General features: G+C 62.2%; 25 protein-coding genes and 2 pseudogenes. 15 read left to right on the forward strand and 12 right to left on the reverse strand.

The features are described from left to right. The first annotated feature begins 51 nt into the window (after positions 1–51). From Q8O80_RS04375 to Q8O80_RS04405, 7 genes are all read left to right on the forward strand, one after another. On the forward strand, positions 52–1,470 hold the full coding sequence (locus Q8O80_RS04375; protein WP_305577327.1) for a multicopper oxidase family protein: 1,419 nt from the start codon (positions 52–54) through the stop codon (positions 1,468–1,470). A gap of 254 nt (positions 1,471–1,724) precedes the next feature. Then, complete coding sequence (gene cueR, locus Q8O80_RS04380) at positions 1,725–2,189, forward strand: Cu(I)-responsive transcriptional regulator (protein WP_305577329.1); 465 nt, start codon at positions 1,725–1,727, stop codon at positions 2,187–2,189. Positions 2,190–2,448: 259 nt separating this feature from the next. After that, complete coding sequence (locus Q8O80_RS04385; RefSeq protein ID WP_305577331.1) at positions 2,449–3,864, forward strand: MFS transporter; 1,416 nt, start codon at positions 2,449–2,451, stop codon at positions 3,862–3,864. 57 nt (positions 3,865–3,921) lie between these two features. Beyond that, positions 3,922–4,092, forward strand: coding sequence for a hypothetical protein (locus tag Q8O80_RS04390; RefSeq protein ID WP_305577333.1), 171 nt, complete (start codon positions 3,922–3,924; stop codon positions 4,090–4,092). 61 nt (positions 4,093–4,153) lie between these two features. Continuing rightward, a complete protein-coding gene (locus Q8O80_RS04395; RefSeq protein WP_371136101.1) occupies positions 4,154–4,423 on the forward strand; it encodes a glutaredoxin family protein in 270 nt (89 codons plus the stop codon). 2 nt (positions 4,424–4,425) lie between these two features. Continuing rightward, positions 4,426–5,385: a 2Fe-2S iron-sulfur cluster-binding protein gene (locus tag Q8O80_RS04400; RefSeq protein WP_305577337.1), complete on the forward strand. Its 960-nt coding sequence runs from the start codon at positions 4,426–4,428 to the stop codon at positions 5,383–5,385. A 140-nt stretch (positions 5,386–5,525) separates the two neighbouring features. After that, positions 5,526–5,726, forward strand: coding sequence for a heavy-metal-associated domain-containing protein (locus Q8O80_RS04405; RefSeq protein ID WP_305577339.1), 201 nt, complete (start codon positions 5,526–5,528; stop codon positions 5,724–5,726). Positions 5,727–5,794: 68 nt separating this feature from the next. Here Q8O80_RS04405 and Q8O80_RS04410 read toward each other — a convergent pair whose 3' ends face one another. Then, the gene (locus Q8O80_RS04410; protein WP_305577341.1) at positions 5,795–6,262 is read right to left on the reverse strand and encodes a hypothetical protein; all 468 of its coding nucleotides are present in this window, start codon (positions 6,260–6,262) and stop codon (positions 5,795–5,797) included. Positions 6,263–6,335: 73 nt separating this feature from the next. Here Q8O80_RS04410 and Q8O80_RS04415 point away from each other — a divergent pair, with 73 nt between their 5' ends. Beyond that, positions 6,336–6,899 (forward strand): TetR/AcrR family transcriptional regulator, encoded by a 564-nt coding sequence (locus Q8O80_RS04415; RefSeq protein ID WP_305577343.1) that lies wholly within the window; start codon positions 6,336–6,338, stop codon positions 6,897–6,899. A 472-nt stretch (positions 6,900–7,371) separates the two neighbouring features. Beyond that, entirely contained in the window at positions 7,372–7,824 is a 453-nt protein-coding gene (locus tag Q8O80_RS04420; protein WP_305577345.1) for a DUF305 domain-containing protein, read from the forward strand. A 136-nt stretch (positions 7,825–7,960) separates the two neighbouring features. Here Q8O80_RS04420 and Q8O80_RS04425 read toward each other — a convergent pair whose 3' ends face one another. Beyond that, positions 7,961–8,416 (reverse strand): cytochrome c, encoded by a 456-nt coding sequence (locus tag Q8O80_RS04425; RefSeq protein WP_305577347.1) that lies wholly within the window; start codon positions 8,414–8,416, stop codon positions 7,961–7,963. A 154-nt stretch (positions 8,417–8,570) separates the two neighbouring features. Between Q8O80_RS04425 and Q8O80_RS04430 the strand changes: the two genes are divergently transcribed. Beyond that, on the forward strand, positions 8,571–10,928 hold the full coding sequence (locus tag Q8O80_RS04430) for a heavy metal translocating P-type ATPase (RefSeq protein WP_305577349.1): 2,358 nt from the start codon (positions 8,571–8,573) through the stop codon (positions 10,926–10,928). A 747-nt stretch (positions 10,929–11,675) separates the two neighbouring features. Here the strand turns inward: Q8O80_RS04430 and Q8O80_RS04435 are convergent. Then, positions 11,676–12,005 (reverse strand): hypothetical protein, encoded by a 330-nt coding sequence (locus Q8O80_RS04435; RefSeq protein ID WP_305577351.1) that lies wholly within the window; start codon positions 12,003–12,005, stop codon positions 11,676–11,678. 342 nt (positions 12,006–12,347) lie between these two features. On the opposite strand from Q8O80_RS04435, the gene nirK reads away from it, so the two are divergent. After that, positions 12,348–13,427: a copper-containing nitrite reductase gene (gene nirK, locus Q8O80_RS04440; protein WP_305577353.1), complete on the forward strand. Its 1,080-nt coding sequence runs from the start codon at positions 12,348–12,350 to the stop codon at positions 13,425–13,427. A gap of 37 nt (positions 13,428–13,464) precedes the next feature. Here nirK and Q8O80_RS04445 read toward each other — a convergent pair whose 3' ends face one another. After that, positions 13,465–13,698, reverse strand: coding sequence for a hypothetical protein (locus Q8O80_RS04445; protein ID WP_305577355.1), 234 nt, complete (start codon positions 13,696–13,698; stop codon positions 13,465–13,467). 109 nt (positions 13,699–13,807) lie between these two features. Between Q8O80_RS04445 and Q8O80_RS04450 the strand changes: the two genes are divergently transcribed. Further along, positions 13,808–13,954 (forward strand): hypothetical protein, encoded by a 147-nt coding sequence (locus Q8O80_RS04450; RefSeq protein WP_305577357.1) that lies wholly within the window; start codon positions 13,808–13,810, stop codon positions 13,952–13,954. On the opposite strand, the gene Q8O80_RS04455 is transcribed toward Q8O80_RS04450, so the two are convergent. Genes Q8O80_RS04455 through Q8O80_RS04465 form a run of 3 tightly spaced genes read right to left on the reverse strand, consistent with a single transcriptional unit; the run spans position 13,955 to position 16,963 of the window. Next, a complete protein-coding gene (locus Q8O80_RS04455; protein ID WP_305577359.1) occupies positions 13,955–15,427 on the reverse strand; it encodes a pyridoxal-dependent decarboxylase in 1,473 nt (490 codons plus the stop codon). A gap of 23 nt (positions 15,428–15,450) precedes the next feature. Further along, the gene (locus Q8O80_RS04460; protein ID WP_305577361.1) at positions 15,451–16,536 is read right to left on the reverse strand and encodes a PLP-dependent cysteine synthase family protein; all 1,086 of its coding nucleotides are present in this window, start codon (positions 16,534–16,536) and stop codon (positions 15,451–15,453) included. Between the two features lie 58 nt (positions 16,537–16,594). Next, positions 16,595–16,963 (reverse strand): hypothetical protein, encoded by a 369-nt coding sequence (locus tag Q8O80_RS04465; protein WP_305577363.1) that lies wholly within the window; start codon positions 16,961–16,963, stop codon positions 16,595–16,597. Between the two features lie 139 nt (positions 16,964–17,102). Between Q8O80_RS04465 and Q8O80_RS04470 the strand changes: the two genes are divergently transcribed. Beyond that, entirely contained in the window at positions 17,103–18,653 is a 1,551-nt protein-coding gene (locus tag Q8O80_RS04470; RefSeq protein WP_305577365.1) for a winged helix-turn-helix domain-containing protein, read from the forward strand. 429 nt (positions 18,654–19,082) lie between these two features. On the opposite strand, the gene Q8O80_RS04475 is transcribed toward Q8O80_RS04470, so the two are convergent. Continuing rightward, complete coding sequence (locus Q8O80_RS04475) at positions 19,083–20,012, reverse strand: LysR family transcriptional regulator (RefSeq protein ID WP_305577367.1); 930 nt, start codon at positions 20,010–20,012, stop codon at positions 19,083–19,085. 103 nt (positions 20,013–20,115) lie between these two features. On the opposite strand from Q8O80_RS04475, the gene Q8O80_RS04480 reads away from it, so the two are divergent. Then, a complete protein-coding gene (locus Q8O80_RS04480; protein WP_305577369.1) occupies positions 20,116–21,084 on the forward strand; it encodes a D-2-hydroxyacid dehydrogenase in 969 nt (322 codons plus the stop codon). After that, positions 21,012–22,265 (forward strand): Xaa-Pro peptidase family protein, encoded by a 1,254-nt coding sequence (locus Q8O80_RS04485; protein ID WP_305577371.1) that lies wholly within the window; start codon positions 21,012–21,014, stop codon positions 22,263–22,265. The genes Q8O80_RS04480 and Q8O80_RS04485 overlap by 73 nt, the downstream gene beginning before the upstream one ends. A gap of 149 nt (positions 22,266–22,414) precedes the next feature. Here the strand turns inward: Q8O80_RS04485 and Q8O80_RS04490 are convergent, their stop codons facing one another. From Q8O80_RS04490 to Q8O80_RS04505, 4 genes and pseudogenes are all read right to left on the reverse strand, one after another. Further along, a complete protein-coding gene (locus tag Q8O80_RS04490) occupies positions 22,415–22,996 on the reverse strand; it encodes a plasmid pRiA4b ORF-3 family protein (RefSeq protein ID WP_305577373.1) in 582 nt (193 codons plus the stop codon). Further along, a pseudogene (locus Q8O80_RS04495) lies at positions 22,993–24,637 on the reverse strand (IS66 family transposase). Before Q8O80_RS04495 ends, Q8O80_RS04490 begins: the two are co-directional and overlap by 4 nt. 70 nt (positions 24,638–24,707) lie before the next feature. Further along, positions 24,708–25,054, reverse strand: a pseudogene (tnpB, locus tag Q8O80_RS04500) (IS66 family insertion sequence element accessory protein TnpB). Continuing rightward, positions 25,051–25,407, reverse strand: coding sequence for a transposase (locus tag Q8O80_RS04505; RefSeq protein ID WP_305577375.1), 357 nt, complete (start codon positions 25,405–25,407; stop codon positions 25,051–25,053). Before Q8O80_RS04505 ends, tnpB begins: the two are co-directional and overlap by 4 nt. Positions 25,408–25,450 lie beyond the last annotated feature (43 nt).

Consider the following 25,450-nt stretch of genomic DNA (forward strand, 5'->3'; position numbering starts at 1 on the left):
GGTAAGCCGGACAAGGTCCGGCAAGCATCCCATCCTTCGAGGTATTCGACCATGAGCTATCCCGTAACCCGCCGCACCGTCCTGAAATCGGCCGCAGCCCTCTGCGCGTCCGGCCTGATACTGCCGCCCTCGGCGTTCGGTGCCCAGGGGCAGTTGCTCGTGGCCGAAACCCGGACGATCGAGGTGCTTGGCCGGTCCGCGACCGTATTCGGCCTCACTGGGGCCGACGGCACTCACGGGCTTCGTTTCGATGAGGGCGAACGGTTCGACGTGACGCTGGAGAACCGAACCGCGGAGGCCACCAGCATCCATTGGCACGGGCAGGTCCCTGCACCAGAGGCCGATGGCATCACCGAAACAGGCTATGTCGGGCCCATCGGAGCGGGGGAAGCCCGGAGCTACGACTTCGCGGCCAGGCCGGGCACGCATTGGATGCATTCCCACCATGGCCTGCAGGAGCAGGCCTTGATGGCCGCGCCGCTCATCGTGCGTGATGCCGAGGCGGTCCGCGCCGACGTCCAGGAAGTGGTCGTCCTGCTGCACGACTTTTCCTTCCGCTCCCCGGAGGAAATCCTGGAAGGGCTGACCGGCAGTTCCACCATGGATCATGGGGTCGGCCATGGCGCGCCTGCGGCGATGGATCATTCGATGATGGCCATGGGCGGGATGGACCTCAACGACGTTGAGTTCGACGCCTATCTGGCCAATGACAGAACTCTCGATGACCCACTCGTGGTCAGGACCGAGCGGAGCGGGCGGGTTCGGCTGCGGGTTATCAATGGCGGCGCCTCGACCGCCTTCTGGCTGGAACTGGGCGAAAACCAGGCGACCGTCATCGCGGTCGACGGCAATCCGGTCGAGCCGGTTGCCGGTAGCCGTTTCCCGCTGGCCCAAGCGCAGCGCATCGACCTGCTGGTGGACGTGCCTGCCGGTGCGGTCATCCCCGTGTTCGCCCAGAGGGAAGGTGATCGGGCCCGAACCGGCGTCATCCTGGCGGCGCCCGGAGCAGAGATCCCGAAATTCGTCGGCATGGCCGACGTGGCGGCTGGCCCCATCGACTTGTCATTGGAAGCGCGCCTGCGGTCGACCATACCACTCGTAACGAGAGACGCCGACGTGCACCACTCGGTGATGTTGGGCGGGTCTATGTCTCCCTACCTGTGGAGCCTCGATGGTGAGCCCTGGGCGACGCGGCGCAAGCTCGAAGTCTCGGCCGGTCAGCGGGTCGCGCTCCAGTTCATGAACCACTCGATGATGGCTCATCCCATGCACCTGCACGGCCATCATTTCCAGGTGGTCGACATCAACGGCCAGGCGCTTTCCGGAGCGGTACGCGACACAGTCCTGGTCCCTGCCATGGCCTCGGTCACAGTGGCCTTTGAGGCCGACAACCCGGGCCGCTGGCTCTATCACTGCCACAACCTCTACCACATGGCGACCGGCATGATGTCGGAACTGGTCTACGTGTAGGGGCGAGCGGGGACAGCCGCAACACGGTCATCCGGCTACCGGCGGGCGGCCACAGACCGATGTCGACCTAATAACGCTTGACCTTACAATCGTTGGAAGGAGTATCACTATCGGCAGTCAGATGAAGGACCGCAGAAAATGCGCTTTCCAACAGCCCATATCGGGCCCGTCTCGCCCGAAGCAGGACCCCTCACACTAACCCCCGAGGCGCGTGCCTCCTCCTCTCTTGGTTCGACCCTTCTGGAGTCTGCATCATGAATATCGGCGAAGCCTCCAAGGCAAGCGGCGTCTCCACCAAGATGATCCGCTATTACGAATCCATCGGCCTCATAAAGTCGCCGCTGCGCGCCGAGTCCGGCTACCGGGTCTACTCCGAAAACGAAATCCATGCACTTCGCTTCATCAGCCAGGCGCGGGACCTCGGTTTCTCGGTCGATCAGATGAACAGTCTTCTCGCCCTTTGGCGGGACCGGTCCCGTGCCAGTGCAGACGTCAAGAACATCGCCCTCGAGCACATCCGCGTCCTCGACGAGAAGGCAAAGGCGCTCAAGGCAATGAGCGACACCCTGCGTCATCTCGCAAACAACTGCCACGGCGACGGGCGGCCCGACTGCCCGATCATCGAAGGGTTCGCCTCGGCGGCAGCGCCGGAACCGAAGAAACGGCAACCGCGATTTGGTCTCACCGACATAGCGCCGGATCGGGCGCACGCCGGCTAGCAACATATCAGTATCGCTCCCAAAAGGCCGCAGTCGTACTGCGGCCTTTTGCATTTCTTCCACTGCGAGTCGGCTGATCGACGCTTCCCGTCGTTGCCCGATGCCGCCATCGGGGCCAGGTTCATTTTCCCGCAAACACCTCCATTTTGGCTCTTGACCCTACAAGAGTTGGAAGCCTTAGGCGTCGAGAAAGTCGCGGTTTTGAAGCGCGATCCAAGATGTTCCGGATGCCCGGAACACGACCCAAAGGAACTTCGAAATGGAACTCTCTAGACCCGATCCCAAGAGGTGGCTGGCGCTTGCGCTACTTTGCGCGGCCCAGTTCATCGTCATCCTCGATACTTCGATCATCGGCGTCGCGCTGCCGGCGATTCAGACCCAACTGGGCTTCAGCCCGGGCGGCCTGAGCTGGATCTTCAATGCCTACGTCATCGCCTTCGGCGGTCTGCTTCTGCTCGGCGGGCGTCTCAGCGATCTCTTCGGCGCACGGCGCATCTTCACCACGGGCTTCGTCATCCTCACCGCCGCATCCCTGCTTGCCGGCCTCGCCAACAGTCAGGAACTGCTGCTGGCCGGTCGGGCACTGCAAGGGGTCGGTGCCGCACTGATCGCTCCGGCGGCCCTCACCATCGTGATGCGCCTCTTCGCTCACAATGGTGCCGAACTCGGCAAGGCCTTCGGCTTCTGGGGCGCTGCCGCAGCTGCGGGCGGCTCGGCTGGCGTGTTCCTCGGTGGCGTGATCACCGAGTGGCTCGCCTGGCCCTGGACCTTCCTCATCAACGTGCCGTTGGGTCTGATGGTGCTGGCGCTGATTCCGGCCGTATTGCGGAAGTCCCCGCGAAGCATTGGCCGCGTCGATTGGTTTGGCGCCATCGCCGTTACCGGCGCTCTCGTCACCCTGGTCTACGCCATCGTCACGGCCGAGACCGTGGGCTGGGCCTCGGCGCAGATCCTTATTCTGCTCGCCGTTGCCGCTGTTCTGCTCGTGATCTTCCTGGTGATCCAGGCTGCCCGCCGCGAACCGCTGCTGCCGCTGGCCATCTTCAAGGCACCCAACCTTGCCGCCGGAAACCTGGTCATGGGCCTGCTCGGTGCTGCCTGGATCCCGCTCTGGTTCTTCCTGAACCTCTATCTGCAGCAGATCCTTGGCCTCTCCGCACTCTCCAGCGGCCTGGCCCTGCTGCCGATGACTGTGATGATCATGGTCGTGATGGTCGGGTTCTCAGGCCGCCTCATCGGTCGGTTCGGCCCAAAGGCCAATCTGATCCTCGGCCTGCTGCTGATGGGTGCCGCCCTGCTCCTGTTCGCAAACCTGCCCACCAACGGAAGCTTCTGGATCAACGTCCTGCCGGCCTCGCTGTTGGCCGCGCTCGGCATGGCTCTCGCCTACATCCCCGCCACCATGTCCGGCATGTCCGGTGCCAAGCCGGAAGAAACCGGCCTCGCCTCGGGCCTCATCAACACCACCTACCAGGTCGGATCCGCTGTGGGTCTTGCGGTGATGGTGGCCCTCGCGGCCTCGGTCGCTCCGCATGGCGGAGCCGAAACGGCAGACCTGCTGCCCGGCTTCCAGACAGCGTTCTTCGGTGCCGCTGTGGCAGCCTTCCTCGGCGCAGCGGCGACACTGGTCTTCGTGAGTGGCTCCGCGCCGCAGCGCGAAGTGCCAGTCGGCTGATGGACGAGTCGGACCGGTGCAACCCGGTCCGACTCCTTCGCCCATAAGGAGCACACCATGATCGAAGACTACGAACTCTATCTCACGCCACCGCTGGCACGACGGAACTGGCTACAGCGACTGCTTGCGCCCTTCCGTTCACGTCGCACCGCGGCAGCGCCGACCAGTGCGCATCTTCGGCGCGATATTGGCCTCGGCGAAGAACCGATCGGTCGGCGTCTGGGGTAACGCCCTTGACTCGACCAGCGTTGGAAGCCGCACCCCGTTACGGGATCAAGCATAGGAGGCCATGGTGGCCGACACCGAATTCCCCGATGTCGAAATCTTCACGACACCCACATGCCCTGACTGCCGCCAGCTCAAGGCCTGGCTGACTTTGAATGACGTCCCCTTCAGCGAGAGGGATCTGACCGATCCAGCGGTGGCCGAAGAGGCGAAGGCACGAACCGGCGTCCGGGTTGCGCCGATCACCGTAATCGGGACCAATGTTTTCTATGGCACCTTCCCCTCCCAGCGGCCGAAGTTGGCCGATCTCCTCTCGCTGCCGCGGGGAGCGTAGACTTGGCGCACCTTATCCTTTTTCCGCAGGCGGCTCGTGCCATCGTAGCCTTGCCAGGTGAAACCATCCTCGCGGCGGCGTTGCGCGAGGGGCTGGCCTATCCTCATGGATGCCAAAGGGGCCGCTGCGGTTCCTGTAAGTCCCGGCTGCTGCAAGGCAAGGTCGACCTTCTCGCGCATTCCCCCTTCGCCTTGGAAGCGCCCGAGCGTAACGAGGGCCTGGTGTTGGCCTGTCGAGCCGTCCCGACCTCCGACATCACCGTGTATTGGCCCGACGCGGTCGGAGCATTGCCGCCTATGTCGCCCATCAAGGCCGTTGTGGTGGCGCGGCATGAGATCGCGCCCCAGATCCAACGACTCTTGGTTAGACCGGCACAGCCCCTGTCATTCCTTCCTGGGCAATACGTCAACATCACTCTGCCCGGCGGCATTACCCGAAGCTACTCCCCCGCTAGCCAACCGATGGCGCAGAATGTCGAGTTCCACATCAGGGTGGTGGACGGTGGGGAGGCCAGCGGGCTCGTGTCCCGGCTTTCTCTCGGCGACAGCCTCCAGCTTGCGGGCCCTTTCGGTGACGCCTGCTTTCGCGGCGATCAAGACCGGCCACTTCTTGCCCTGGCAGCTTCCACGGGGCAGGCGCCTATCAAGTCGATCGTGGACCGCCTCTTGGCCAGCGGCGACCAGCGGGCCGTACAGGTCTTCGCATTCGCCCGCGAGACCCATCACCTATATCTCGATCACCACTTCGCTGAGTTGGCCGCCAGGCACAGCAATCTAGGCTATCGGTCAATCGTCACGCGGGCCATGACCGAGGATGCGACGCCCCAGACCCTGATCGCTTCCTGCATCTCCCAGCTCCACAACTGGTCCGTGCATATTGCCGGCCCGGCAGGCTTCGTGACGTCGATGTCTGAGATGGTGCGCGAGCTGGGGTGCGACGATATCCTTGCTGACAAGTTCTAGCCGGCGTCAGTTGGCGTGTGGGTGGTTCAGGATTGTGAGCCACGGATGCCTACTGAGCACGAAAGCGACGAAAGGTCCTTGACCTTCCCATTGTTGGAAGCCTCAGTTTAGGTGCAGCCCAACAAGAAGGACGGATACGGATGTACAATTTTCAAGTCAGCGACATGACCTGCTCGCACTGCGTGGCCACGGTCGAAAAAGCGGTGAAAGGCGTCGACGCCGCCGCCAAAGTCGACATCGATTTGGGTTCGCTCGCCGTGAAGATTGAGAGTGACGAACCGGTCGAGCGGTTCTCCCAGGCAATCGAAGATGCCGGCTACACGGGGCAACTTCGAACCTAAGCTACCCAATAGGGCCCCTGCGTCATCGCAGCGGCCCTATTCTCAGCATGGTTGGGTTGTTCGTCTGCTTAAACTTGGCGGGGCTCGGCCCGGGCGGGAAGCTCCCGGTAGACATATACCCCGGTGGCGATGACCGTCAGGAGAGCAAGGATGGCGCTCAAAATGCCTGTCCCCTCGTAAAAGGCCGTCGACGCAGATTGGGACCAGAGTTGCATCGCAGTCCCCACGACGGCCTCCTCGCTGCCGGGCAGGAACGTGATGTTCTCCAGCCCGGCGGCCTTGACGACGTGGTCCAAGAACCCGTCGAGAAAGCCGAACCAGAACACCACGAGGCCGGCATAGGCGCCGTACGCCCATAGCAATGCGGGTTTGCCGGAGCGTGCATAAAGTGCCCAGAGAACGATGGGGACGGCCAACCCTACCGCAGTGGGCAGGATGAGCGCCGGACCCAACCGGAAGATATGATGAATTCCGGTGGCGAGAAGGGTGGCCACCAGTGTAGCGAGTGAGGCGAGAGCCGGAGTGGTCTTGAACATGATTGATCCCTTGATGACGGACAGCATACCCGTTACCGAACAGATGTTCTGAAACAGGAGGGGCGTCCACCCGTTGACGTTCGGTATGGAACAGATGCGGGCAGAGCGTTCGGAAATGATGGATCGTCGCGTCAGAAAAACCAGGGAGGCCCTCTATTCGGCCTTCGTCGCGCTGGTCGCCGAGAAAGGATATGACGGGTTCTCGATCCAAGAACTCATCGATGAAGCCGACGTCGGGCGCACGACCTTCTATGCGCACTTCAAAGCCAAGGAAGATCTGCTGCAGTTCGGTTTCAACCGCTGGCGGGACGAACTGGCGTCCTTGCCCAAATCCACCGCCGCAGAGCGGAGGGCATTCATGGAAGCACTGCTTGACCATGCAAAGTCGCATGCCGGGCTCTTTGCTGCTCTCCTCGGAGGCGGCGGCGGCGGTCTTGCCGAGACCGAGTTCCGATCGATCGTTGAAGAGGTGGTGGCGGCAGAGCTTGGACCCGATGAACACCGGGCAACGATGATCGCCATGCTGAGCGGGGCGCTGCTGGCTGCAATCCGCCAATGGATCGATGCGGGCGTCAAAGGGGCGGGGACTGAAATCATCGATGCGTTCGACATGCTGGTCTCTGCAGCGAAGCGATGACACACTCCCGGTCCTGCGAATGAGGGAACCGTCAGCCCACACATCGAGTTAGCCAACAATGCTGAGCCCGCCAAAAAATGCGACAACGCCTTGGGAAACGATCCGGCGGTTCGTTGCCCTGACGATGTTTGTCGCGTTCAGCATGATTTCCCACAATGCCGGCCATGCCGCACAGTTGGACACCCAGGCGCATGCAGCACATGCCAAAGTGCTTGCCGCGCATCATTGCCCTGGCGACAAATGCCAGGGTCATCACGATGGCCAGATCAGTTGCTGCGGCTTGGGCCGTTGCGGTGTGCCACTGCCCGCGCCTCCATGGGCCTCTACTCGCTTGTCGCTGGCCGCCGCCTATCCGCACTCTCCCTTCGAGATCGCGCTCCGCTGGGGCAGTGCAAGAGTGGACCGACCTCCGAAATTGACCTGATGGAGTGGGGCGAAAGCCATTTGATACCACCAATCAGGATAATGAAAAATGCACACTTTCAAGACTGCACTGCTTACCTTCGCGCTGCTGGCCGGTACGGCTGCCTCTTCGTCCGCCCAGGACGCCATGCCCGGTCACGACATGTCCGCCATGGGCGGCGAAGTCGCCTCGATCCTTCCCGAAATATGCAAATCGGGCGGCGAGGCGCCGATGATGCCCATGGCCATGGACCCGGAGATGGATCAGGCCCATGCCGACATGATGGCCGGCATGGACGCCATGAACCGCGACATGATGACCGGCGCCAAGGCTGAGGACATCGACGTGGCCTTTGTCTGCGGGATGATCCCGCACCATCAGGGTGCGATCAGCATGGCAAAGGCCGAGCTGGAGCATGGCGACGACGAATGGGCCAAGGCAATGGCTCAGAAGGTCGTCGATGCTCAGGAGGCGGAAATCGCCGAGATGCTGGCCTGGCTCGAAGAACAGGCCGCAAAGTAAGCTGGACCGGGCAAGACCTAAGGGGCGCTTCGGCGCCCCTTTCCACTATGACCGGATTACGATGGTTGCGTGGCAGGCATTGTCCGGTCCGTGGTCGGGTCAGGTGGGTGTCGGATGGGCGGCGGTGCCAAGCAGATCATCTGCTCCGCTGGACTTCCCGCTCGCGATCCGGCCAGGCTTGTTTGATGTCGTCGAGGATCGCCACGATCTCTTGGTCGCTGAGCGTTCCCCGGAATGCGGGCATGTCCGTTTCGTAGCCGGGGGCGATGGCAGCCAAGCCATCGCGCACGATCCTGAGCAGTTGCTCGTCGGAATGGTGCCAAGTGTGCCCCGTCTCATCATGCGGCGGCGCAGGCAATCGTCCGCTCGGCAGCCGCTCCATCCAGTTGGGCTGGCCCTCGAGGTTGGCGCCGTGGCAACTGGCGCAATACTCTAGGTAGAGCGCCTGACCGTCAGGCCGTTCCGGTTGCGCCAATGCCGTAGTCGCCGCAAGGATGGTCACGGTCAGCGCCAGCAGGACCATCATTAGGCAATGGGCTGCAGAAAATCGCCGATCGGTGGCGAACAGGACGGCAGGAATGCGCGAATACATTCGTCGGTCTCCCAAGGTGCCAAGGTCGTAGAATACCCTCCATACGGCGGTCCGGCGACCGCTGCCGAGCCGATGACGACAAAGTGACGAAAGGGGTTGACCTTGTCACGGTGGGAAGGCGCACACTTCGGCGATTGAACCAGAGGACAGTGATATGAGCGGCACCAGCGGTACGTCCCAACATCATGATCAACACGCCCAGCACAAGACCCATGCTGGGAAACAAGTGAGGGATCCGGTCTGCGGTATGTCGGTCGATCCAGCCACAGCCAAGTTCAGCGCCGAGCATGGAGCCGATACGTATTGTTTCTGCTCAGCCAAATGCCACGACAAGTTCGTGGCCGACCCGTCCGCCTATCTCACCAAAGCCGAAACGCCGGCACCTGCGGCACCCTCCGGCACGGTCTACACCTGTCCGATGCATCCTCAAATCCGACAGGACCACCCCGGCAACTGCCCGATCTGCGGCATGACGCTGGAGCCCGAGATGCCGACTGCTGAAACCGGTCCGAGCGCCGAACTGGTCGACATGACCCGTCGCTTCTGGATCGGAACCGCCCTGGCGGTGCCTGTGTTCCTGCTCGAAATGGGCAGCCATCTCTTCGATTTCCATGCCCTCATATCGCCGCAGAACCTGAACTGGGTGCAATTGGTCCTGGCCACGCCCGTGGTGCTCTGGGCCGGCTGGCCGTTCTTCGAGCGTGGGGCCGCGTCCGTGGTCAACCGCAGCCTCAACATGTTCACCCTGATCGCCATGGGCATAGGCGTGGCCTGGCTCTATTCCATCATCGCTACAGTCCTGCCGGACATCTTCCCGGCCGACATGCGCGGCATGGGTGGGGCAGTGCCGGTATATTTCGAGGCGGCGGCCGTGATCACCGCCTTGGCCCTGCTCGGTCAGGTGCTCGAACTGCGTGCCCGCGAACAGACCTCCGGGGCCATCAAGGCCTTGCTGGATCTGGCGCCGAAGACGGCGCGGCGTATTGGCGCCGATGGATCGGATGAGGAAGTCGGCATCGAAATGATCGCTGTCGGCGATCGCTTGCGGGTCAGGCCCGGCGAAAAGGTGCCCGTCGACGGTAAGGTCATCGAGGGGCGCAGCGCACTCGATGAATCCATGGTCACCGGGGAATCCATGCCCGTCACCAAGGAAGTCGGAGATCGACTGATCGGTGGCACGATCAACCAGTCCGGTGGAGTGGTGATGGAAGCGATGCAGATCGGCCATGACACATTGCTGTCGAGGATCGTCCAGATGGTGGCGGCCGCCCAGCGCTCACGGGCACCGATCCAAAAGCTCGCCGACCAGGTGTCCGGCTGGTTCGTGCCGCTGGTGATCGGCATCGCCGTCGTCGCCTTCATCGCCTGGGGCATATGGGGACCCGAGCCGCGCCTGGCGTATGGTCTGGTGGCAGCGGTTTCGGTGCTGATCATTGCGTGTCCCTGTGCGCTGGGCCTGGCGACGCCGATGTCCATCATGGTCGGCGTCGGCAAGGGCGCGACTCTCGGTCTGCTGATCAAGAATGCCGAGGCTCTGGAGCGGCTGGAAAAGGTCGATACTCTCGTGGTCGACAAGACCGGCACGCTCACCGAGGGCAAGCCGGCCGTCACCGCCATCATTCCCGCAAACGAAGGCGGCGAGGAGAGCCTTCTCCGCCTGGCGGCGAGCCTGGAACGGGCAAGCGAGCATCCACTGGGCCTCGCCATTGTCAACGCGGCCAAGGAACACGGCTTGAACCTGTCGGATCCGACGGATGTGGATTCGCCTGTCGGCAAGGGCCTCACCGGAATGGTCGAGGGCCAGCAGTTGCATATCGGTAGTGCCAAATACCTCAAGTCCGTTGGGATCGACACGGACACCTGGACGGATCGTGCCGATGAGCTTCGCGCCGATGGCGCAACAGCGATCCTGGTTGGCATCGACAAGCGCCTCGCCGGGGTGATCGGGATTTCGGACCCAATCCGCAAGACCACGCCGACCGCCCTGACAGAACTGGCACAACACGGCATCAAGGTCGTGATGATGACGGGCGACAACAAGGTAACGGCGGATGCCGTGGCTCGCAAACTGGGCATCAGTGCCGTTGAGGCCGACGTGCTGCCGGAGCGCAAGAGCGAGGTTGTCAACCGCCTACGCGAACAGGGAGGTATCGTCGCGATGGCTGGGGACGGCGTCAACGACGCTCCCGCCCTTGCCGCGGCCGATGTCGGCATTGCCATGGGCACCGGCACCGATGTCGCCATCGAAAGTGCCGGCGTCACACTGCTCAACGGCGACCTGATGGGGATCGTCAAGGCCCGTGCCCTATCGCAGGCAACCATGGCCAATATCCGCCAAAACCTGTTCTTTGCCTTCGCCTATAACGCGGCTGGCGTCCCGGTGGCCGCTGGCGTCCTTTACCCGTTCTTCGGGTTAACCTTGTCTCCGGCAATCGCTGCCGCCGCCATGGCGCTTTCCTCGGTCAGCGTCATCGGAAATTCGCTTCGACTGCGGTCGGCGCGGATCGAATAAGCCGACCCTTCCCGCTGAAGTGTATGGCAAGGGTTACCGCCACACTTCAGGCAGCGGATACAATAGAAGCCGACCGGTCGCCCCTGCGATCGTTGCGTCCACTGGACGATCCGGCGACAGCGGCGTGGAGAAGTCCACCCTCTGGTCGTCATCGCCCGGGAGTGTAGACCCAATAAAAAGGCCAGAGCTAAAGGCTACTGACATAGCCGCCCGGCAGTCCGTCCTTGGACATAACCAATTGCCAAAGCTGGGTGTGGCGAGCACGGAAAATCGCGGCACAACTGAGCAGGCAGTAGCGCCACATTCGATAGAACCTCTGGTCACCCCTCCATATACGCCTCACCCAGACCCAGGCTGCCGCGCTACAGTACGAGTCCATAAAGGCGGTCGTCGTGGACCTGCAGGTCCCAGGGATTCCTCCCACCAGCTGTGATGCCGCAGCTTTCAAGTATGTCTAGAACTATCGATTTTGCATTTCTCGTCATGAAATATCGCCACTTCAACTAACTGGATGCCTTGAGATAGAGCGGTGGACCGGCTGGCCCGGGCGTGGAATCCACCGGGTCACAAAGTTCCCGCTCGCGATCGACCACGCTTCGCCAACCTATTCGGGTGAGGGGCATCATGAAGACCACGAGAATCGCGTTGGGGCCTTACGACAGTGTTTCGATCAAGCTGTCGAAGGGGATCGCTGGCAAAGCCGCCCGAAGGCCCGGATGAGGTTCCCGTCGACGCGTCTCTGGTCGATCAGACGCTCGAATTGCGGGCCCGAATAGCGTGGAGGATGGGCCCGGCTTGGGCGTTGGCGGCCATGGCTTGGATCAAATCGTCACGGGAGATCCCGAGGTCTTCCAGCCGGGCATAATCTAGCTCCAGCAGGCTTGCCAGTGTCGTCCTGCGTGACCGAGCGGTCTGCGCCTTGGCGATCCAGAGCGCGAACGCGACAAATAGATTGGCACGCTCAGCGGCCACATGTGACCGTCCTTCCCGGAGGGTGGAGGGATGGAGTACGAGGTTAGATGCGCGGACGTCAGCGGCCGATACGATGGTGGTGTAGCTGGTATTGGGATTGCTCATTGTCAGGGGCCTTGTGGCAGACTGGAAGTACTGCCGAACCTTGTCGGACTGGCCACGGTGGCAAGGTCAAGTGGTATTTGAATGGGACCTGAGCATTCCGGGTAACACCCTGGCGGTAGTGATTTGCCGGTCGAATTTAACCAAGCGCCAGTCCGTCACGTACGCTATCAAACTGGCAGGAACCCCAGCGGTGTGGGTTGGTTGCTCGTCTCCAGAAGTGTTCCGTGGCCAAGTGCGCCACCTGTCACGTTGCCGAGAGCGGGTATCGAATTTGAGCGAGCGCAAAGACCTGGCTTCGGTTCCCAAGCCTAGTGAGGCGGTCATCTTCAAATAAGGTTAGCCATGCCATCCCCGTCCCTGCTCCACGCCCTTGCTGGTCTCGCCATCGCTGGCATCCTGACTTCACCGACGCTTGGAGCGGGCTCGCACGCGCACCCCGTCGAAAACGGGACGGCAGCGGCCCCGCTCGACATCGTCCGGGCTGCCACCGATTTGCCCGGACCTATCGGTCAGCGCGGTCCCCAGACCATCAGGGTTGGTCTCGAGACAGTGGAGGTCACCGGCACCCTGGCTGATGGCGCCACCTACCATTACTGGACTTTCAACCGGAAGGTGCCCGGACCCTTCGTGCGGGCCCGCGTGGGCGACACCGTCGAAGTCGACCTGCACAATCTCGATGATAGTGCCGAGCCCCACAATGTCGACTTCCACGCCGCAACCGGACCAGGCGGTGGTGGCGACGCAACCCATGCCGTGCCTGGCGAGGCCAAGAGCTTTTCGTTTCTGGCGATGAAGCCTGGTCTCTATGTCTACCATTGCGCGACACCGCTGGCGGCCGAGCATATTGCCAACGGCATGTATGGGCTGATCCTGGTCGAACCGGAGGGAGGATTGCCCCCGGTGGACCGTGAATTCTACGTCATGCAGGGCGAGATCTACACGGCGGAGGATTTCGGCTCCAAGGGGCAGTTGACCAGCAGCCTCGATCGCCTGCTGGACGAGCAGCCGGAATACTATGTGTTCAACGGCGCCGCGGAGGCGCTGACGGGAGAAAACGCGCTGCGGGCACAGGTCGGGGAGACGATCAGGATCTATTTCGGCGTCGGGGGCCCAAACAAAGATTCCAGCTTCCACGTCATCGGAGAGATTTTCGATACGGCCTATGCGCTGGGATCACTGTCAACGGCTCCCATGCTTGATGTCTCGACAATCTCGGTGCCGCCAGGAGGCGCCGCTGTGGTCGACCTGACCCTCGACGTGCCAGGTGAACTCTTGCTGGTCGACCATGCCCTGTCCCGCGCTGCCCGCGGCCTGGTCGGCAAGTTGATCGTCGAGGGAGCAGAGACGCCGGAGATTTTTGACGCGGCCGGGCGCCCCGACACGGCTGAGTCTCAATCTGGTCATGAACAGGACGCACACTGACAGTGTGGCTCAGTGAACTGAAAGGCTCAGCCTTGGCTCAGGATGCGGGCAATGCGGCCGCCAGCCAGCAGGCGGCCCACTCGTCGCCCAGCAGGCGGCCCACTCGTCGCATGGCACCACCAGCTTGAGCGGACGCCTGTATTAGGTCAATCCGGGCATGACCGAGCACAATGACATCGCCCATGATCCAGCCGATGTCCCACCCTCGATCACCCGGCCCGAGCCGCAGACTGTCCGCGTCGATTTCGAGACAATCGAAGTCGAGGCGCATCTTGATGCCAACAGCACCTTTCGCTTCAAGGCCCTCAATCCGGGGCCTATACGTCTACCACTGCGCGGTCGCCCCGGTTGCCCTTCATATCGCCAACGGGATGTATGGCATGATCCTGGTTAAGCCCGAGGAGGGTCTGGCCCCCGTGGACCGCGAGTTCTACGTCATGCAGGGCGAAATCTATACCGAGGAGTCATTTGTCACGGCGGTGTTGATGTCGGCGTCGGCCAGCAGTACTCACTGGCTCACTAAATAGTCACGGCGTCAGCAGCGCTCCAAGGCGCAACGTCTCCTGGACGAGGACGACGAGATCCTCGCGCCGGGTCCGGTGATTGTTGATTGCAACACGAAGACAATGCTCCCCATGAACCGTCGTGTCTGAAAGAGCGGCGATGCCTTCTTCCTGAAGCCGCAGCATGATCTCGATGTTCAGTGCCTTCCGCGCGGCAACGTCCAGGCGGGGGAAGCAGTAGCGGAAGCAGACGATGTTGATGCTGGTCGGCACGACCAGTTCAAAAAGCGACTCCTGCTCGATCAACCGACTGAGATAGTGCGCTTGCGCGATGTTCTGGTCGATCAGGCGACCGAACTTCTCAATGCCATGTTCCTGCAGCGCCATCCAGACCTTTAGCGCCCGAAAGCCCCGCGTCGTCTGCAGGCCATATTCATACAGCCACTCAGCCGATGCGAGGCCCCGCGGCGTCGCTTCGAGATATTCCTGCGTGACGGCAAAGGCGCCGCGGTGCGCAGAGGCATCCCGGATCAGGACGCAACCGACCTCAAAAGGGGCGTGCAGCCACTTATGTGGGTCGAGAGCCACGGAATCGGCGCGCGCGATGCCGGCGACCCGATATGAATTCCCGGGCGCAATCGCCAGCAGCGCGCCAATGCAGCCGTCAACGTGCAGCCAGAGATTTTCTTCCGCTGCCAAATTCGCAAGAGCATCCAGGTCATCGATAGCCCCGGTGTTGACCGTGCCGGCCGTGGCGATCAGGCAGGCCGGTTGAAATCCGGCGGTGCGATCCTCTGCAATCGCTGTTCGAAGAGCGGCAACATCGATACGCAGTCGAGCGTCCGAAGGAATTCTCCGGAGTGCCTTGTTTCCCAGCCCCACCGCCTCCACGGCCTTGCGGTGGCAGCTATGCACCTGATCCGAGGCGTACAAACGCAGTGGCCTCTCCATGGCGCCGACGCCATCCTCGCGGATATTCACTCCCGCCTTGACGTTGCGCGCGATGGTGAGAGCGATCAGGTTGGCCATCGAGCCGCCGCTGACCAGCGTTCCGCTGGCAGACGGGGGAAAACCCAACATCTCCTTGCACCAGTTCACGACCTGATTGTCCATTGACGCGGCGGCATGGTTTCCGCCGCCAAGGTTCGACCCCTGAACAGCCGCCAGGAGGTCGGCCAGCGCGCCAGTGAAGTTGCTTGACCCCATGTACCAGGACCAGAAGCGGGGATGGATGTTGCCCATCGGATAGGGCATCAAATTCTCGGTTACCTGCCGGTAGACCGCATCGAGCGGCGTTGAAAAGCGCGGCAAGGGCCGCTCGAACATGGTTTTCACCTCCACCGGCATTTCCTGCCACACGGGGCGCTCCCGGACGTCGCGGAGATAATTGATCGAATCGTCGATGATCCGATGACCGAGCGCCCGGACATCGCTCCAATCGACCGGATCGAGCGATTCTTCCGCGTCCGGGACCGCGGCGCGGCGCAAAGTCTCCATCTTGTCACTCCCTCGTGGCGTCGTCACGGTGCATCGAGCTGGAACCCGGGCGTCGACAGCGAGAGGGCCACTTCCTCCTCATCCATGTCCGCTTCGATCCCATCGAAAAGCGGCGTTGTCATGTAGCGCTCGCCGGTGTCGGGGAGCATGCACAGGATGACGGAGCCGGCTGGCGCTCGTTCTGATATCTGATGAGCGACCGCGAAGCTGGCGCCACCGGAGATGCCGGTCAGGATTCCCTCTCTTTGCGCGAGCGACTTTGCCCACTTTATCCCTTCGGCGCCGGCGATGGGGGTCACCTCGTCGTAGAGTCTGGAGTCGATCGCTTCCTGCAGCACATGCGGAATGAAGTCGGGCGTCCAACCCTGGATCGGATGCGGCTCGAAGGCTGGATGGCTCGAGGCAGGCGCACCACTGGGGTGGCGCTCCTGTACATGACCGCTACCGATCAGTTGCGCATTCATGGGCTCGGCGAGCACGATCCGCGTCTCAGGCCGCTCCCGGCGCAGCACGCGGCCGACACCGGCCACCGTGCCGCCGGTGCCGTAGCCGGTGACGAACCAGTCGAGCCGGGATCCGGCAAAATCATTGATGATCTCGCGCGCGGTCGTCGCCTCGTGGATGCCGGCATTGGCCTTGGTCTCGAACTGCCGCGCCAGGAACCAGCCATTCGCCTCGGCCAGTTCGACGGCCTTTCTATACATGCCGAAACCCTTCTGGGTGCGCGGCGTCAAGACCACCTTGGCGCCGAGCATGCGCATCAGCTTGCGCCGTTCGATGGAAAAGCTGTCTGCCATTGTCACGACCAGCGGGTAGCCCTTGGCCGCGCAGACCATCGCCAGACCGATACCGGTGTTGCCCGAGGTTGCCTCGACGACCGTCTGGCCGGGACTGAGGCTTCCGTCGCGTTCGGCTTCCTCGATGATATTGAGCGCCAGCCGGTCCTTGACCGACCCGGCCGGGTTGAAGGCCTCTGCCTTGACGTAAAGGTCGACACTGGCCGGGGCGAGATTGTTAATTCGGATCGCGGGGGTGTCTCCCACGGTTTCGAGGACGCTGGCGAAAAGCCTGCCACGCCCCTGTGTTGTGCGCATCGTCACAGCGTCCATCGATTTATCTCCATCTCATCTTCATCAGCCGAGGCGAATCCACGGGGTCGACAGGGGGTCAGTGCTGGTGTTCGGGTGGCGCGAAAAGGATCAGCTCGACCCGATCGGCACCTTCGACATAGGCATCATGCCCCGGCGGAATCTCGAAGAAGTCGCCGGTGCGGATATGGGTTTCCTTGCCCGTGTCCATCATGCGGACGATGAGCTTGCCAGAGATACAATAGCCGGTATGCCGCATCGGGCAGGAGTCGGGCGAACCAAGCAACGGTTTCTCGTCGGCCTCCCAGGTCCAGCCCGGCTCGAAAATCGCGTGCATCCCCGCGCTGCCATCGGCCATCTTGACGATGGAGATGCCGCCCCGCTCCTTCATGTCGAGGCGCTGGTCCGGCGTATCGAAACGCCTTGTCTCTATTGCGTTGTCTTGCATCCTTACGCTCCTTCTCTACTTTGTTTCTGACGGGTGAAGCAGGTTTCGCTCCTTGAACCTGCGCCGTTCGCTTTGAGCGGGCTTGACGGAGTTCTGAAGAATTCCTGTAGAGGCCAACAATTTTGATCTATGCTTGTTTATGACTTGGTCATTCGGTGACTTTCAGATCGACCCGGAGCGGTTTCTTCTCACCTGCCGCGATGTGCCGGTGCGGCTGGAGCCGCAGGTGCTTTCCCTGCTCATACATCTCATCCGAAACCGCGATCACATGGTCACCAAGGACGAGATCGTTGCCGCGGTGTGGCAGGGCGAAGCGGTCTCGGACGCCAGCATCTCCAGCCGTATCCGCTCGGCGCGCCAGGCGGTCGGTGACGATGGCGAGAGACAGACCGTGATCTGCACTGTTCACGGACGGGGATTCCGCTTCGTTCCCGAGGTGACGACCTGCTCGAGCGGGCATGCCGCCTCGCAAGCTCCCGCCCAGATTCCGTCTGGCCGTCCTGGAGGGCGCCCCTCGATCGCCGTACTGCCCTTCCAGCAGTTAGGCATGTTGCCAGAGCTTGCCATCCTTGGCGACGCCATCCCGCACGAGATCATCGAAGCACTCTCGCGGCTGCGATGGCTTGCGGTAATCGCACGGGGATCGACCTTCCGCTTGCGGCAGGTCGCCACCGACCTTGACCTGGTGTCCACCGCGCTTGCCGCGCGCTACATCCTGTCCGGGGTAATCGAGTGTCCCGCCCGCACCATCGCAGTGACTCTCGAACTGACCGACTCCAGCTCACGCGAGATCATCTGGGCGGAAAGGCTCGCGACTCCCGTCGACGACGTCGGCGACCTACGGACGCGGATCGTGGCGCAGCTGGTCTCGGCACTCGAATCTCACATTCCCTACAACGAGGCGCGAATTGCACGCTTGAGCGATCCGGCCGGACTGGACGCCTGGGCGAATTATCATATCGGCCTCGGCCATCTCTACCGTTTCACGGCAGCCGATAATGCAATGGCGCAGCTCTGTTTCGAGCGGGCCGTCAAGGCGGATTTCCAGCTTGCGCGGGCCCATGCGGGCTTGTCCTTCACCAGTTTTCTGGAAGCTTTCCTGCGTCTGTCGCCAGACCCAGCGTCGGCAGCACGCAATGCGCGGCGCCATGCCGAGCGCGCTCTGGAGCTGGACCCGCTCGACCCGTTCGCGAACTTCACCATGGGGCGCACATTCTGGCTCTCCAACGATCCAGAGATCGCCGCTGATTGGCTGGCGCGAGCAACTGCGCTAAACCCCAATTATGCCCAAGGCTTCTACGCATCCGCTTTTACGGCCATGCTCACGGGAAATGCGACCGCAGTTTTTGGCGCGCTGGATACCTCGCTGCATCTCAGCCCGCTCGACCCGCTTCTGTACGGCATTCACGGCGTTCGCGCGCAGATGTTGATCCAGCAGGAGGACCACGAAGCAGCGGCCGGCTGGGCCGACCGTGCGGCCACTACGCCGGGAGCACATTTTCTGATCGCCATGATCGCACTCGTCGCCAACGGGCTGGCCGGTCGCCACGAAAAGGCGGGCCGTTGGCGACAGAAGGTCCGCCGGCTTCAGCCAGACGCGACTTCGGAGCACTATTTCGCAGCCTTCCCGACGCGTGAAGCGACTTCGCGCGCGCGCATTGCGACGGAACTGCGTCGCCAGGGGTTTTGAACCACATTTATTCGCATTGAGACGGCGAAGGGGGGCTTTTGGCGTGAAGGTCGGGATACCCTTGCGTCGAGTGAGAGGCCCAAAACTTGTCGCAGGCCTTCATGCAAGTCAGGGCGCCGGGCTTTCCTCTCGCCGCGCACCGTTCAATGTCTGCTCACACGAATCCTGACTACCTGTCGCCTTCCGTGAAGAGTTTCGGCTGCCGATAGGCGCCCGAAAGTTCCCGGGGAACGAACCCGCGAGTCACAGGCAGCGGCTATCGGTGTTTTTGGATTCGGCCGGCTTGGGAACGGCACTGAGCAGGTGCTGGAAGCGATGCGGCGGGGGCCGACGGGTCCACGGAGAGGCCGATCGGCGACCGCTGCCACATCTATGTGGGCAATGTTGCAGCCTTCGTCTGCCTGCCCGAGTGACTTCTTCAACAGCCTGCTAGGGTAACGCAGGGGAGCTATAGTGTGGGGCAATTCTTTGAATATGCTCGGCCATTGCTTGTGCAAAAGCGCTTTGCTGTCTTTGACTGGGCAAGTGCAGAGCGAACTGACGCGGCGCTGGCGCCTCGTCAAGTTCGAGGGGCACCAGCGCGCCAGCAGTCAGCTCGGCCAGCGCGACCTGATGCGACAGCAACATCACCGCCTCAGATGCCATGACAACGCGTTTGAGGGTTTCGGCATGTTCTGCTTCGACAATATTGTGCGGGACGGCAATTTGATGGGTGGCCAGCAGCGCCTCAATTGACTGCCGGAATGCGTCGCCTTTGGGCGGTAGCGCCCAGGTTTTCCCGGCGAGGTGTCGGAGTGATATCCGGCCCCGATCAGCAAATTCATGACCAGGGCGAACCGCGACGATCATGCGCGCTGTGAATAACGGCACGGCCTTGATGCAAGCGCGCTGGTTGCCGGGCATCAGTGTACAGACTGCCATATCGATTTCGTGCCGCTCAAGTTTGTCCAATAGGGCGCCATCGTCGCCCTCGACCAGACAGAGGTTAAGAGTGTCAACACTGCTCGATATTTGCGACACCGCTTCAGGGACCAGGCCGGCCATAGCTAGTGGTGTTCCGCCAATGCTCACGGGCCCGCTTGACCCACGGCGGAACTGTTCCAGTTCGGCGCGTGCCGTCGTCAGTACATGGGCCAGACTTGTAGCGTGTCGCGCCAGAATAGCGCCGGCAGCGTTGAGTTTTGCACCGTGCCGCCCGCGCTCAACAAGCGGCATCTGGACGATATCTTCCAGACGGGCAATGGCCACGGACAGGGCTGGCTGCGACAGGCCTAAGAATTGCGCCGCCTTGACAAAGGTCCCGCATTCGTCAACCGCCTGCAGGTAGCGCAGCAGTTTTGGGTCAAGTTCTATAGTCATGGGTTATAGAATGTACCTATTTCATAATTGTATTACATATATGGAGCTGGGCCAAACTCACAAGCAGCTTCACTGATGGAGCGCAGCGCAGGGGGGGCGAGCCATGGCGATGACAGCGACAGTGTTGATCCTGGACAAGGATGCCCAGTGGATGTGCGAGCAGCTGGCACTCGCTTGTCCGAGCCTGACTTTTCTGGCGGCCGATAGCGAAGACAAAGCGATCTGCATGGCCGGTCAGGCGCAGATATTGATCGCTCTTGCGCCTTGGATTACCGCCCGACTGGTCGCCACCATGCCGCAATTGACCTGGATACATGCGCTGACTACCGGCTACGACAATCTGCTCGATATGACCGTATTGGCGCCCGATGTGGTGATCACCAATAGCCGCGGCATCCACGGTCCGCAAATGGCCGAGTTGGCCGTGTTGTCCATGCTCTCCATGGCGCGTAATTTTCCTGCAATGCTCGACAATCAGCGGCACCATCGCTGGGAGCGCTGGCCGCAACCGCTGATGCTGGGCAAGACAGTCTGCATCATCGGACTGGGCGTAATTGCCGAAGCGCTGGCGGCACGATCCTTGCCGTTTGGCGCCGTGTTGACGGGCGTCTCCGATGGCCGCAGGGCGGTTGACGGCTTCAGCAGAATCTATCCAAGGCGCGAGATCACCACGGCGGTTGCCGAAGCTGATTTTGTGGTGGTGGTTGTGCCCTATTCCGAACAGACCCATCATATCATTGATGACGCCGTGATGACGGCGATGAAGCCTTCGGCCCATCTGGTCAATATCGCTCGAGGCGGCTGTGTCGATGAAGTGGCATTACTCCATCACCTTGATCGCGGCGCGATTGCCGGGGCTGCGTTGGATGTCTTTGCTAGCGAACCCCTACCTGCCGACCACCGGTTCTGGTCGCACCCAAGAGTCTTGGTCACGCCCCATATTGGCGGCATGTCCGATGTCTACGCCGAGCAGGTATTGCCGCTGACCCAGGATAATCTGTGCCGCTTTGCCGCCACAGGTCTCGTCGATCTGCTCAATCGCGTCCCGCGCAATCCGGAGATAGTCTCATGATGTCCAATCGACTGCGGTCCACCATCTCTCAAGCTGAACTGGAACGTCGCTGGACCGCCGCCCGCGTGATGATGGCCGCCGAAGGAATTGATGCTCTGGTGATGCAGAACGCCAGTGACTGGGTAGGCGGCTATGTTCGCTGGTTCACCGATCTGGCGGCGAGCAATGGCTATCCGCGCACAATTATCTTCTACGCCGATCAACCGATGACCAGCATCGAAATGGGGGCATTTGACGTGGTTCGGACGGATTTGGCCGACAACCCCGCCTACCGCGGCGTCGGCCGGCTTGTCCACACTCCCTCGTTTGCTTCGATCGCCTATAGCAACCGTTATGATGCTGATCTGCTGGTGGCCGAGTTGCGCCGAACCGGCGTGCGCCGTGTCGGCGTGCTGGCACCGGACGCTTTGCCCAGCGCAATTGTTGACGCCTTGCGGGCGGTCAGCGGCCTTGAATTGAGCGATGCCAGCAATAGTCTTGATGTGATCAAGGCGATCAAGAGCTCCGAAGAGATTGCTGCTCTCGGTGCTGTTGCGGCCTTGCAGGATGCTGTTTTTGCCAAGGTCTGCGCAACAATTCGGCCTGGGCTGTCCGATATCGATATCGCCAACACCGCCCAGGCCGAGGCGCATCGCTTGGGCAGTGACCAGGGAATTTTGCTCGGCACCTCAGCCCCTCTGGGAGTGTCCTCCCGTTTTATGGGACGGGCACTGCAGGGCCGTACCCTGCAGGTTGGGGATCATTTCTCCCTGCTGATCGAGGTGAATGGCCCATCCGGGCTCTATACCGAAATCGCGCGTACTATTGTGCTGGGCAAGGCTTCTTCCCAGCTACTGGAAAGGTTCGAGCTCATGCGCGCCGCTCAGGATCATAGCCTGTCGCTGCTGCTGCCGGGGACACCCGCTGCCGAAATCGCTCGGGCACATGATGACTGGATGATCGAGTACGGGTTGCAGCCAGAAACCCGACTTTACGCCCATGGGCAGGGCGTCGACATGGTGGAACGACCCCTGATCAGGCGCGACGAGACCATGACCATCCAGACCGGCATGTGCCTTGCAGTTCACCCCGGTTTTGATGACGGTGAAACCTTTTCGGTGATCTGTGACAACTACATGATCGAGTCCGATGGGCCCGGCCCCTGCTTGCACCAGACTGCCAAGCGCATCTTCGAAGTTTAGCCGCTTCGTCCCATACCGTAGCGATTGTACCACCCCGCCGAGGCCTCTCGGTGGGGCGTTTTGGGTTGCCGTGTCTGCCGTCAGAGTAAGCATCCGGTGAACTCCGCGGGGCGAGTGTCTCGCCGTTTAGTTGATGCGATTTCGGCTTTTCACGAATCCCGCCTTGCCTTGGGCCCGGCGCTTGGCGAGTTTGGCGAGGCGCGCGGTGATAGTACCAGGCCGATATCGTCCGGTTCGAAGGGGCGGCCATACCAGGTCATGACGCTGTCGTGCTCAGGATGCTTTGGGTCGGTCATGGCGTCGAGGAACTCTTCGAAGCCCGGGAGGCCGCCGACATCTTCTGGGCGAGCGCGACGGGCGCCCTCGGCAAAGCGCGGGTAATCGAGCATCGGGTTTGCGGCGGCAACGTCCTCGACCACAACGCTATGGCGCCAGTCGTCGCCGAAATCATAGGTATAGGTGAATCGGGCCTCGCCGCGGGCCAGGACTGCGCCAAGCCGGAGGTAGCGGGCGTCGCGCATCTCGTCACCCCAGTCGGGATCGGCATAGCCATAGCGGCGGTCGCCGATCTCGAACTGGAAGAGATGATAGTCCTCAAACAGCATAACGGCCTGAATGACGTCGTGAACGGCCTTGAAAGTGCTGGTCAATGGCACCTCGACGCGCCGCCAGATGGCGGGCTCCACATCGTCGAGCTGGATGTGGAGCCGGGCAATGCGGTCGCTGTTCACGCGATCTTCCTGATCTGTTGCCAGGCCACCCAGTTCCAGGGCAGAAGGTCGTCCAGCTGATGACTGCGATGGTCGGCAATACGGGCCAGAACATCGGCCAGCCAAGCCTGCGGGTCAATATCGTTGAGCTTGGCGGTGACGATCAGGCTGTACATGAAGGCGGCCCGCTGCCCACCACGGTCAGATCCGGCGAACAGCCATGCCTTGCGCCCAAGAGCAATGCCTCTCAGAGGCCGTTCTGCGGCATTGTTGGTCATGCACACGCGCCCGCCATGAAGGAACCGGGTGAACACCGGCCAGCGCTTGAGCATATAGTCCATGGCCTTGGCCAGATCGTCGCGCCGCGACAAGCCGGGGCGGTGCTTGAGCATCAGGTCCTCGAGTTCGTCCACCAATGACGCGCTGCGCTCCTGGCGAGCCGCGAGGCGAGCAAGCGAAGAGTGGCCGTTGACGGCGCGCTCGACCTCGAGCAGGCGATCCATGCGCTGCACGATCTCGAGGGCAAGCGGCGAGATCGACGCCGGCTTCTTGCCGTCAGCCCTGCGCCGGGCGCTTGCTTCGATATCGGCCAGCACGAATAAGGCGCGGCGCGCATGGCTCCAGCATCCTGCCTCGATGATCAGCCCAGGTTGGCGGCCAGCATCATAGAGCCGGGCATAACCGCCATAGGCATCGGCCTGCAGAATCCCTGACCAATCGGCAGATGCTGGCGTGGATGTTCACCGGCGCGGTTGGGCGAATAGAAGAACAGTGCCGCCGGCGGCGCGGGTCCGCCAAAGGATCGATCGTCCCGGACGTAGGTCCAGATCCGGCCGGTTGCCGTCTTGCCCCTGGCCAACACCGGCACGGTTGTATCGTCCCCGTGCAGCCGTTCGGCTGACATAACATGTGCGGCAAGCCGATGGTGCAAGGGCTCGAGCACGGCCGCGGCCGCACCAACCTGGTCAGCCAAGGTCGACAGGCTCAGCGGCACACCTTCACGGCCATAGCGTTCGACCTGCCGGTTGAGCGGCTGGTGTTGCCCGTACTTCTCGAACAGCATTATTGCCAGAAAGCTTGGACCAGCCCAGCCGCGGGCCACCACATGGAACGGCGCCGGTGGCTGGCTGATCTTCTGGCAGTCCCGGCAGGCGACCTTCTCGCGAACCGTCTGGATGACCTTCCACTGGCGCGGGATGACCTCGAGCGTCTCGGTGATATCTTCACCGATCCGGCTCAACCGCTTTCCGCCGCAGGCTGGACAGGCACAGGGCGCAGTAATGACACGACGCTCGCGCGGTAGACGCTCGGGGAAGGGCTGGCGTGATGGGCGGCAGCGTTCAAAGCCGGGTGTACCGGCGACCTTGCAGGCCGCAATCTGGGCCACTGCCTCATCCTGGCTGGCTGTGGCTTCCAGCTCCTCGAGCTGCAGCTCGAGCTGGTCCAGCAAACGCCGGCTGCGCTCGGACTTGCTGCCGAAAGCTGGTGCCTGAGCTTCTCGATCTGCAGCTTGAGGTGGGCGATCAGCGCCTGGTCATCGGACCGCTCAGCTAGAACGCCCAGCAGTGCAACCTCGGCCTGATCCGCCCGCAGGCTGGCAGCCGCCAACGCCGCCTGGAGGGCTTCCACGTCATCGGGCATGGGCGAAACGCTGGCTTGCATGACCATGATGGAATCATAGCCGCCCCCCGGCGCGAAGCAGAAAATGCTCCATGGCCGAAGAAAATGCGAACTATCCCGCCCGCGTCGGGCGCCAGCCCTGCTGCGGGTTGCGCCAGTTGATCCCTTCGAGAAGATATCTCATCAGGGCGCCGCTCAGATGCACCACGCCGCCCACCGTGGAGGGCCAGATGAAGCGCCCGCGCTCCAGCCGCTTGGCATACAGCGACAGACCGATGCCATCATGCCAGAGCGCCTTGATCAGCGACCCGTTTCGTCCCGAAACACGAACACGTCCCCGGCAAACGGGTCCCGTCCCAGCCCTTCCTGGATCAGGCGCGCCAACCAGCCCGTCCCCTTGCGCATATCGGTATGGCCGCTGGCCAGCCATACACGGACGTCGGAGCGAACCGGGATCATCGCAGTGCCCGCAGCACCGTCAGGACCAACCGAGCGGGCGCCGTCACGGCAATGCTCACCGTCGTCCCACCAGCCAGATCCAGACGGATCGCCGGACTGCCTGAAAGGACATCCACTGGCACGGCCGGTACCGCAGGAGCCTCGCTCTCGGCTATGATCGCGGGCATAACCATAGCATCGGACGGCTGGACGTCGCGGCGCCACTTGTAGATCAGGCTCGTCGACACATCGAACTGCCGTGCAACTTCGGCAATCACCGCACCTGGCACGAACGACGCCAGCACGAGCTCTTCACGCTCCGCCGGGCTCCAGCGACGTCGACGCTCCGAGCCCGAAAGAACCGTCATGTGCATTATGCTGCGCTCTTATGTGCGTCCTTATGAGCGCAGCATCAGC

It is taken from the genome of Devosia sp. (assembly GCF_030689745.1).
In the GTDB taxonomy this organism is placed as follows: Bacteria; Pseudomonadota; Alphaproteobacteria; order Rhizobiales; family Devosiaceae; genus Devosia; species Devosia alba.

Coding starts and splice junctions, on each gene's coding strand:
- Q8O80_RS04385 (WP_305577331.1), top strand. CDS start 2,449: ATGGAACTCTCTAGACCCGATCCCAAGAGGTGGCTGGCGCTTGCGCTA.
- cueR (WP_305577329.1), top strand. CDS start 1,725: ATGAATATCGGCGAAGCCTCCAAGGCAAGCGGCGTCTCCACCAAGATG.
- Q8O80_RS04405 (WP_305577339.1), top strand. CDS start 5,526: ATGTACAATTTTCAAGTCAGCGACATGACCTGCTCGCACTGCGTGGCC.
- Q8O80_RS04430 (WP_305577349.1), top strand. CDS start 8,571: ATGAGCGGCACCAGCGGTACGTCCCAACATCATGATCAACACGCCCAG.
- Q8O80_RS04395 (WP_371136101.1), top strand. CDS start 4,154: ATGGTGGCCGACACCGAATTCCCCGATGTCGAAATCTTCACGACACCC.
- Q8O80_RS04480 (WP_305577369.1), top strand. CDS start 20,116: ATGGCGATGACAGCGACAGTGTTGATCCTGGACAAGGATGCCCAGTGG.
- Q8O80_RS04455 (WP_305577359.1), bottom strand. CDS start 15,427: ATGGAGACTTTGCGCCGCGCCGCGGTCCCGGACGCGGAAGAATCGCTC.
- Q8O80_RS04425 (WP_305577347.1), bottom strand. CDS start 8,416: ATGTATTCGCGCATTCCTGCCGTCCTGTTCGCCACCGATCGGCGATTT.
- Q8O80_RS04435 (WP_305577351.1), bottom strand. CDS start 12,005: ATGAGCAATCCCAATACCAGCTACACCACCATCGTATCGGCCGCTGAC.
- Q8O80_RS04505 (WP_305577375.1), bottom strand. CDS start 25,407: ATGCACATGACGGTTCTTTCGGGCTCGGAGCGTCGACGTCGCTGGAGC.
- nirK (WP_305577353.1), top strand. CDS start 12,348: ATGCCATCCCCGTCCCTGCTCCACGCCCTTGCTGGTCTCGCCATCGCT.
- Q8O80_RS04470 (WP_305577365.1), top strand. CDS start 17,103: ATGACTTGGTCATTCGGTGACTTTCAGATCGACCCGGAGCGGTTTCTT.
- Q8O80_RS04420 (WP_305577345.1), top strand. CDS start 7,372: ATGCACACTTTCAAGACTGCACTGCTTACCTTCGCGCTGCTGGCCGGT.
- Q8O80_RS04445 (WP_305577355.1), bottom strand. CDS start 13,698: ATGCGCCTCGACTTCGATTGTCTCGAAATCGACGCGGACAGTCTGCGG.
- Q8O80_RS04410 (WP_305577341.1), bottom strand. CDS start 6,262: ATGTTCAAGACCACTCCGGCTCTCGCCTCACTCGCTACACTGGTGGCC.
- Q8O80_RS04390 (WP_305577333.1), top strand. CDS start 3,922: ATGATCGAAGACTACGAACTCTATCTCACGCCACCGCTGGCACGACGG.
- Q8O80_RS04475 (WP_305577367.1), bottom strand. CDS start 20,012: ATGACTATAGAACTTGACCCAAAACTGCTGCGCTACCTGCAGGCGGTT.
- Q8O80_RS04375 (WP_305577327.1), top strand. CDS start 52: ATGAGCTATCCCGTAACCCGCCGCACCGTCCTGAAATCGGCCGCAGCC.
- Q8O80_RS04465 (WP_305577363.1), bottom strand. CDS start 16,963: ATGCAAGACAACGCAATAGAGACAAGGCGTTTCGATACGCCGGACCAG.
- Q8O80_RS04460 (WP_305577361.1), bottom strand. CDS start 16,536: ATGGACGCTGTGACGATGCGCACAACACAGGGGCGTGGCAGGCTTTTC.
- Q8O80_RS04450 (WP_305577357.1), top strand. CDS start 13,808: ATGATCCTGGTTAAGCCCGAGGAGGGTCTGGCCCCCGTGGACCGCGAG.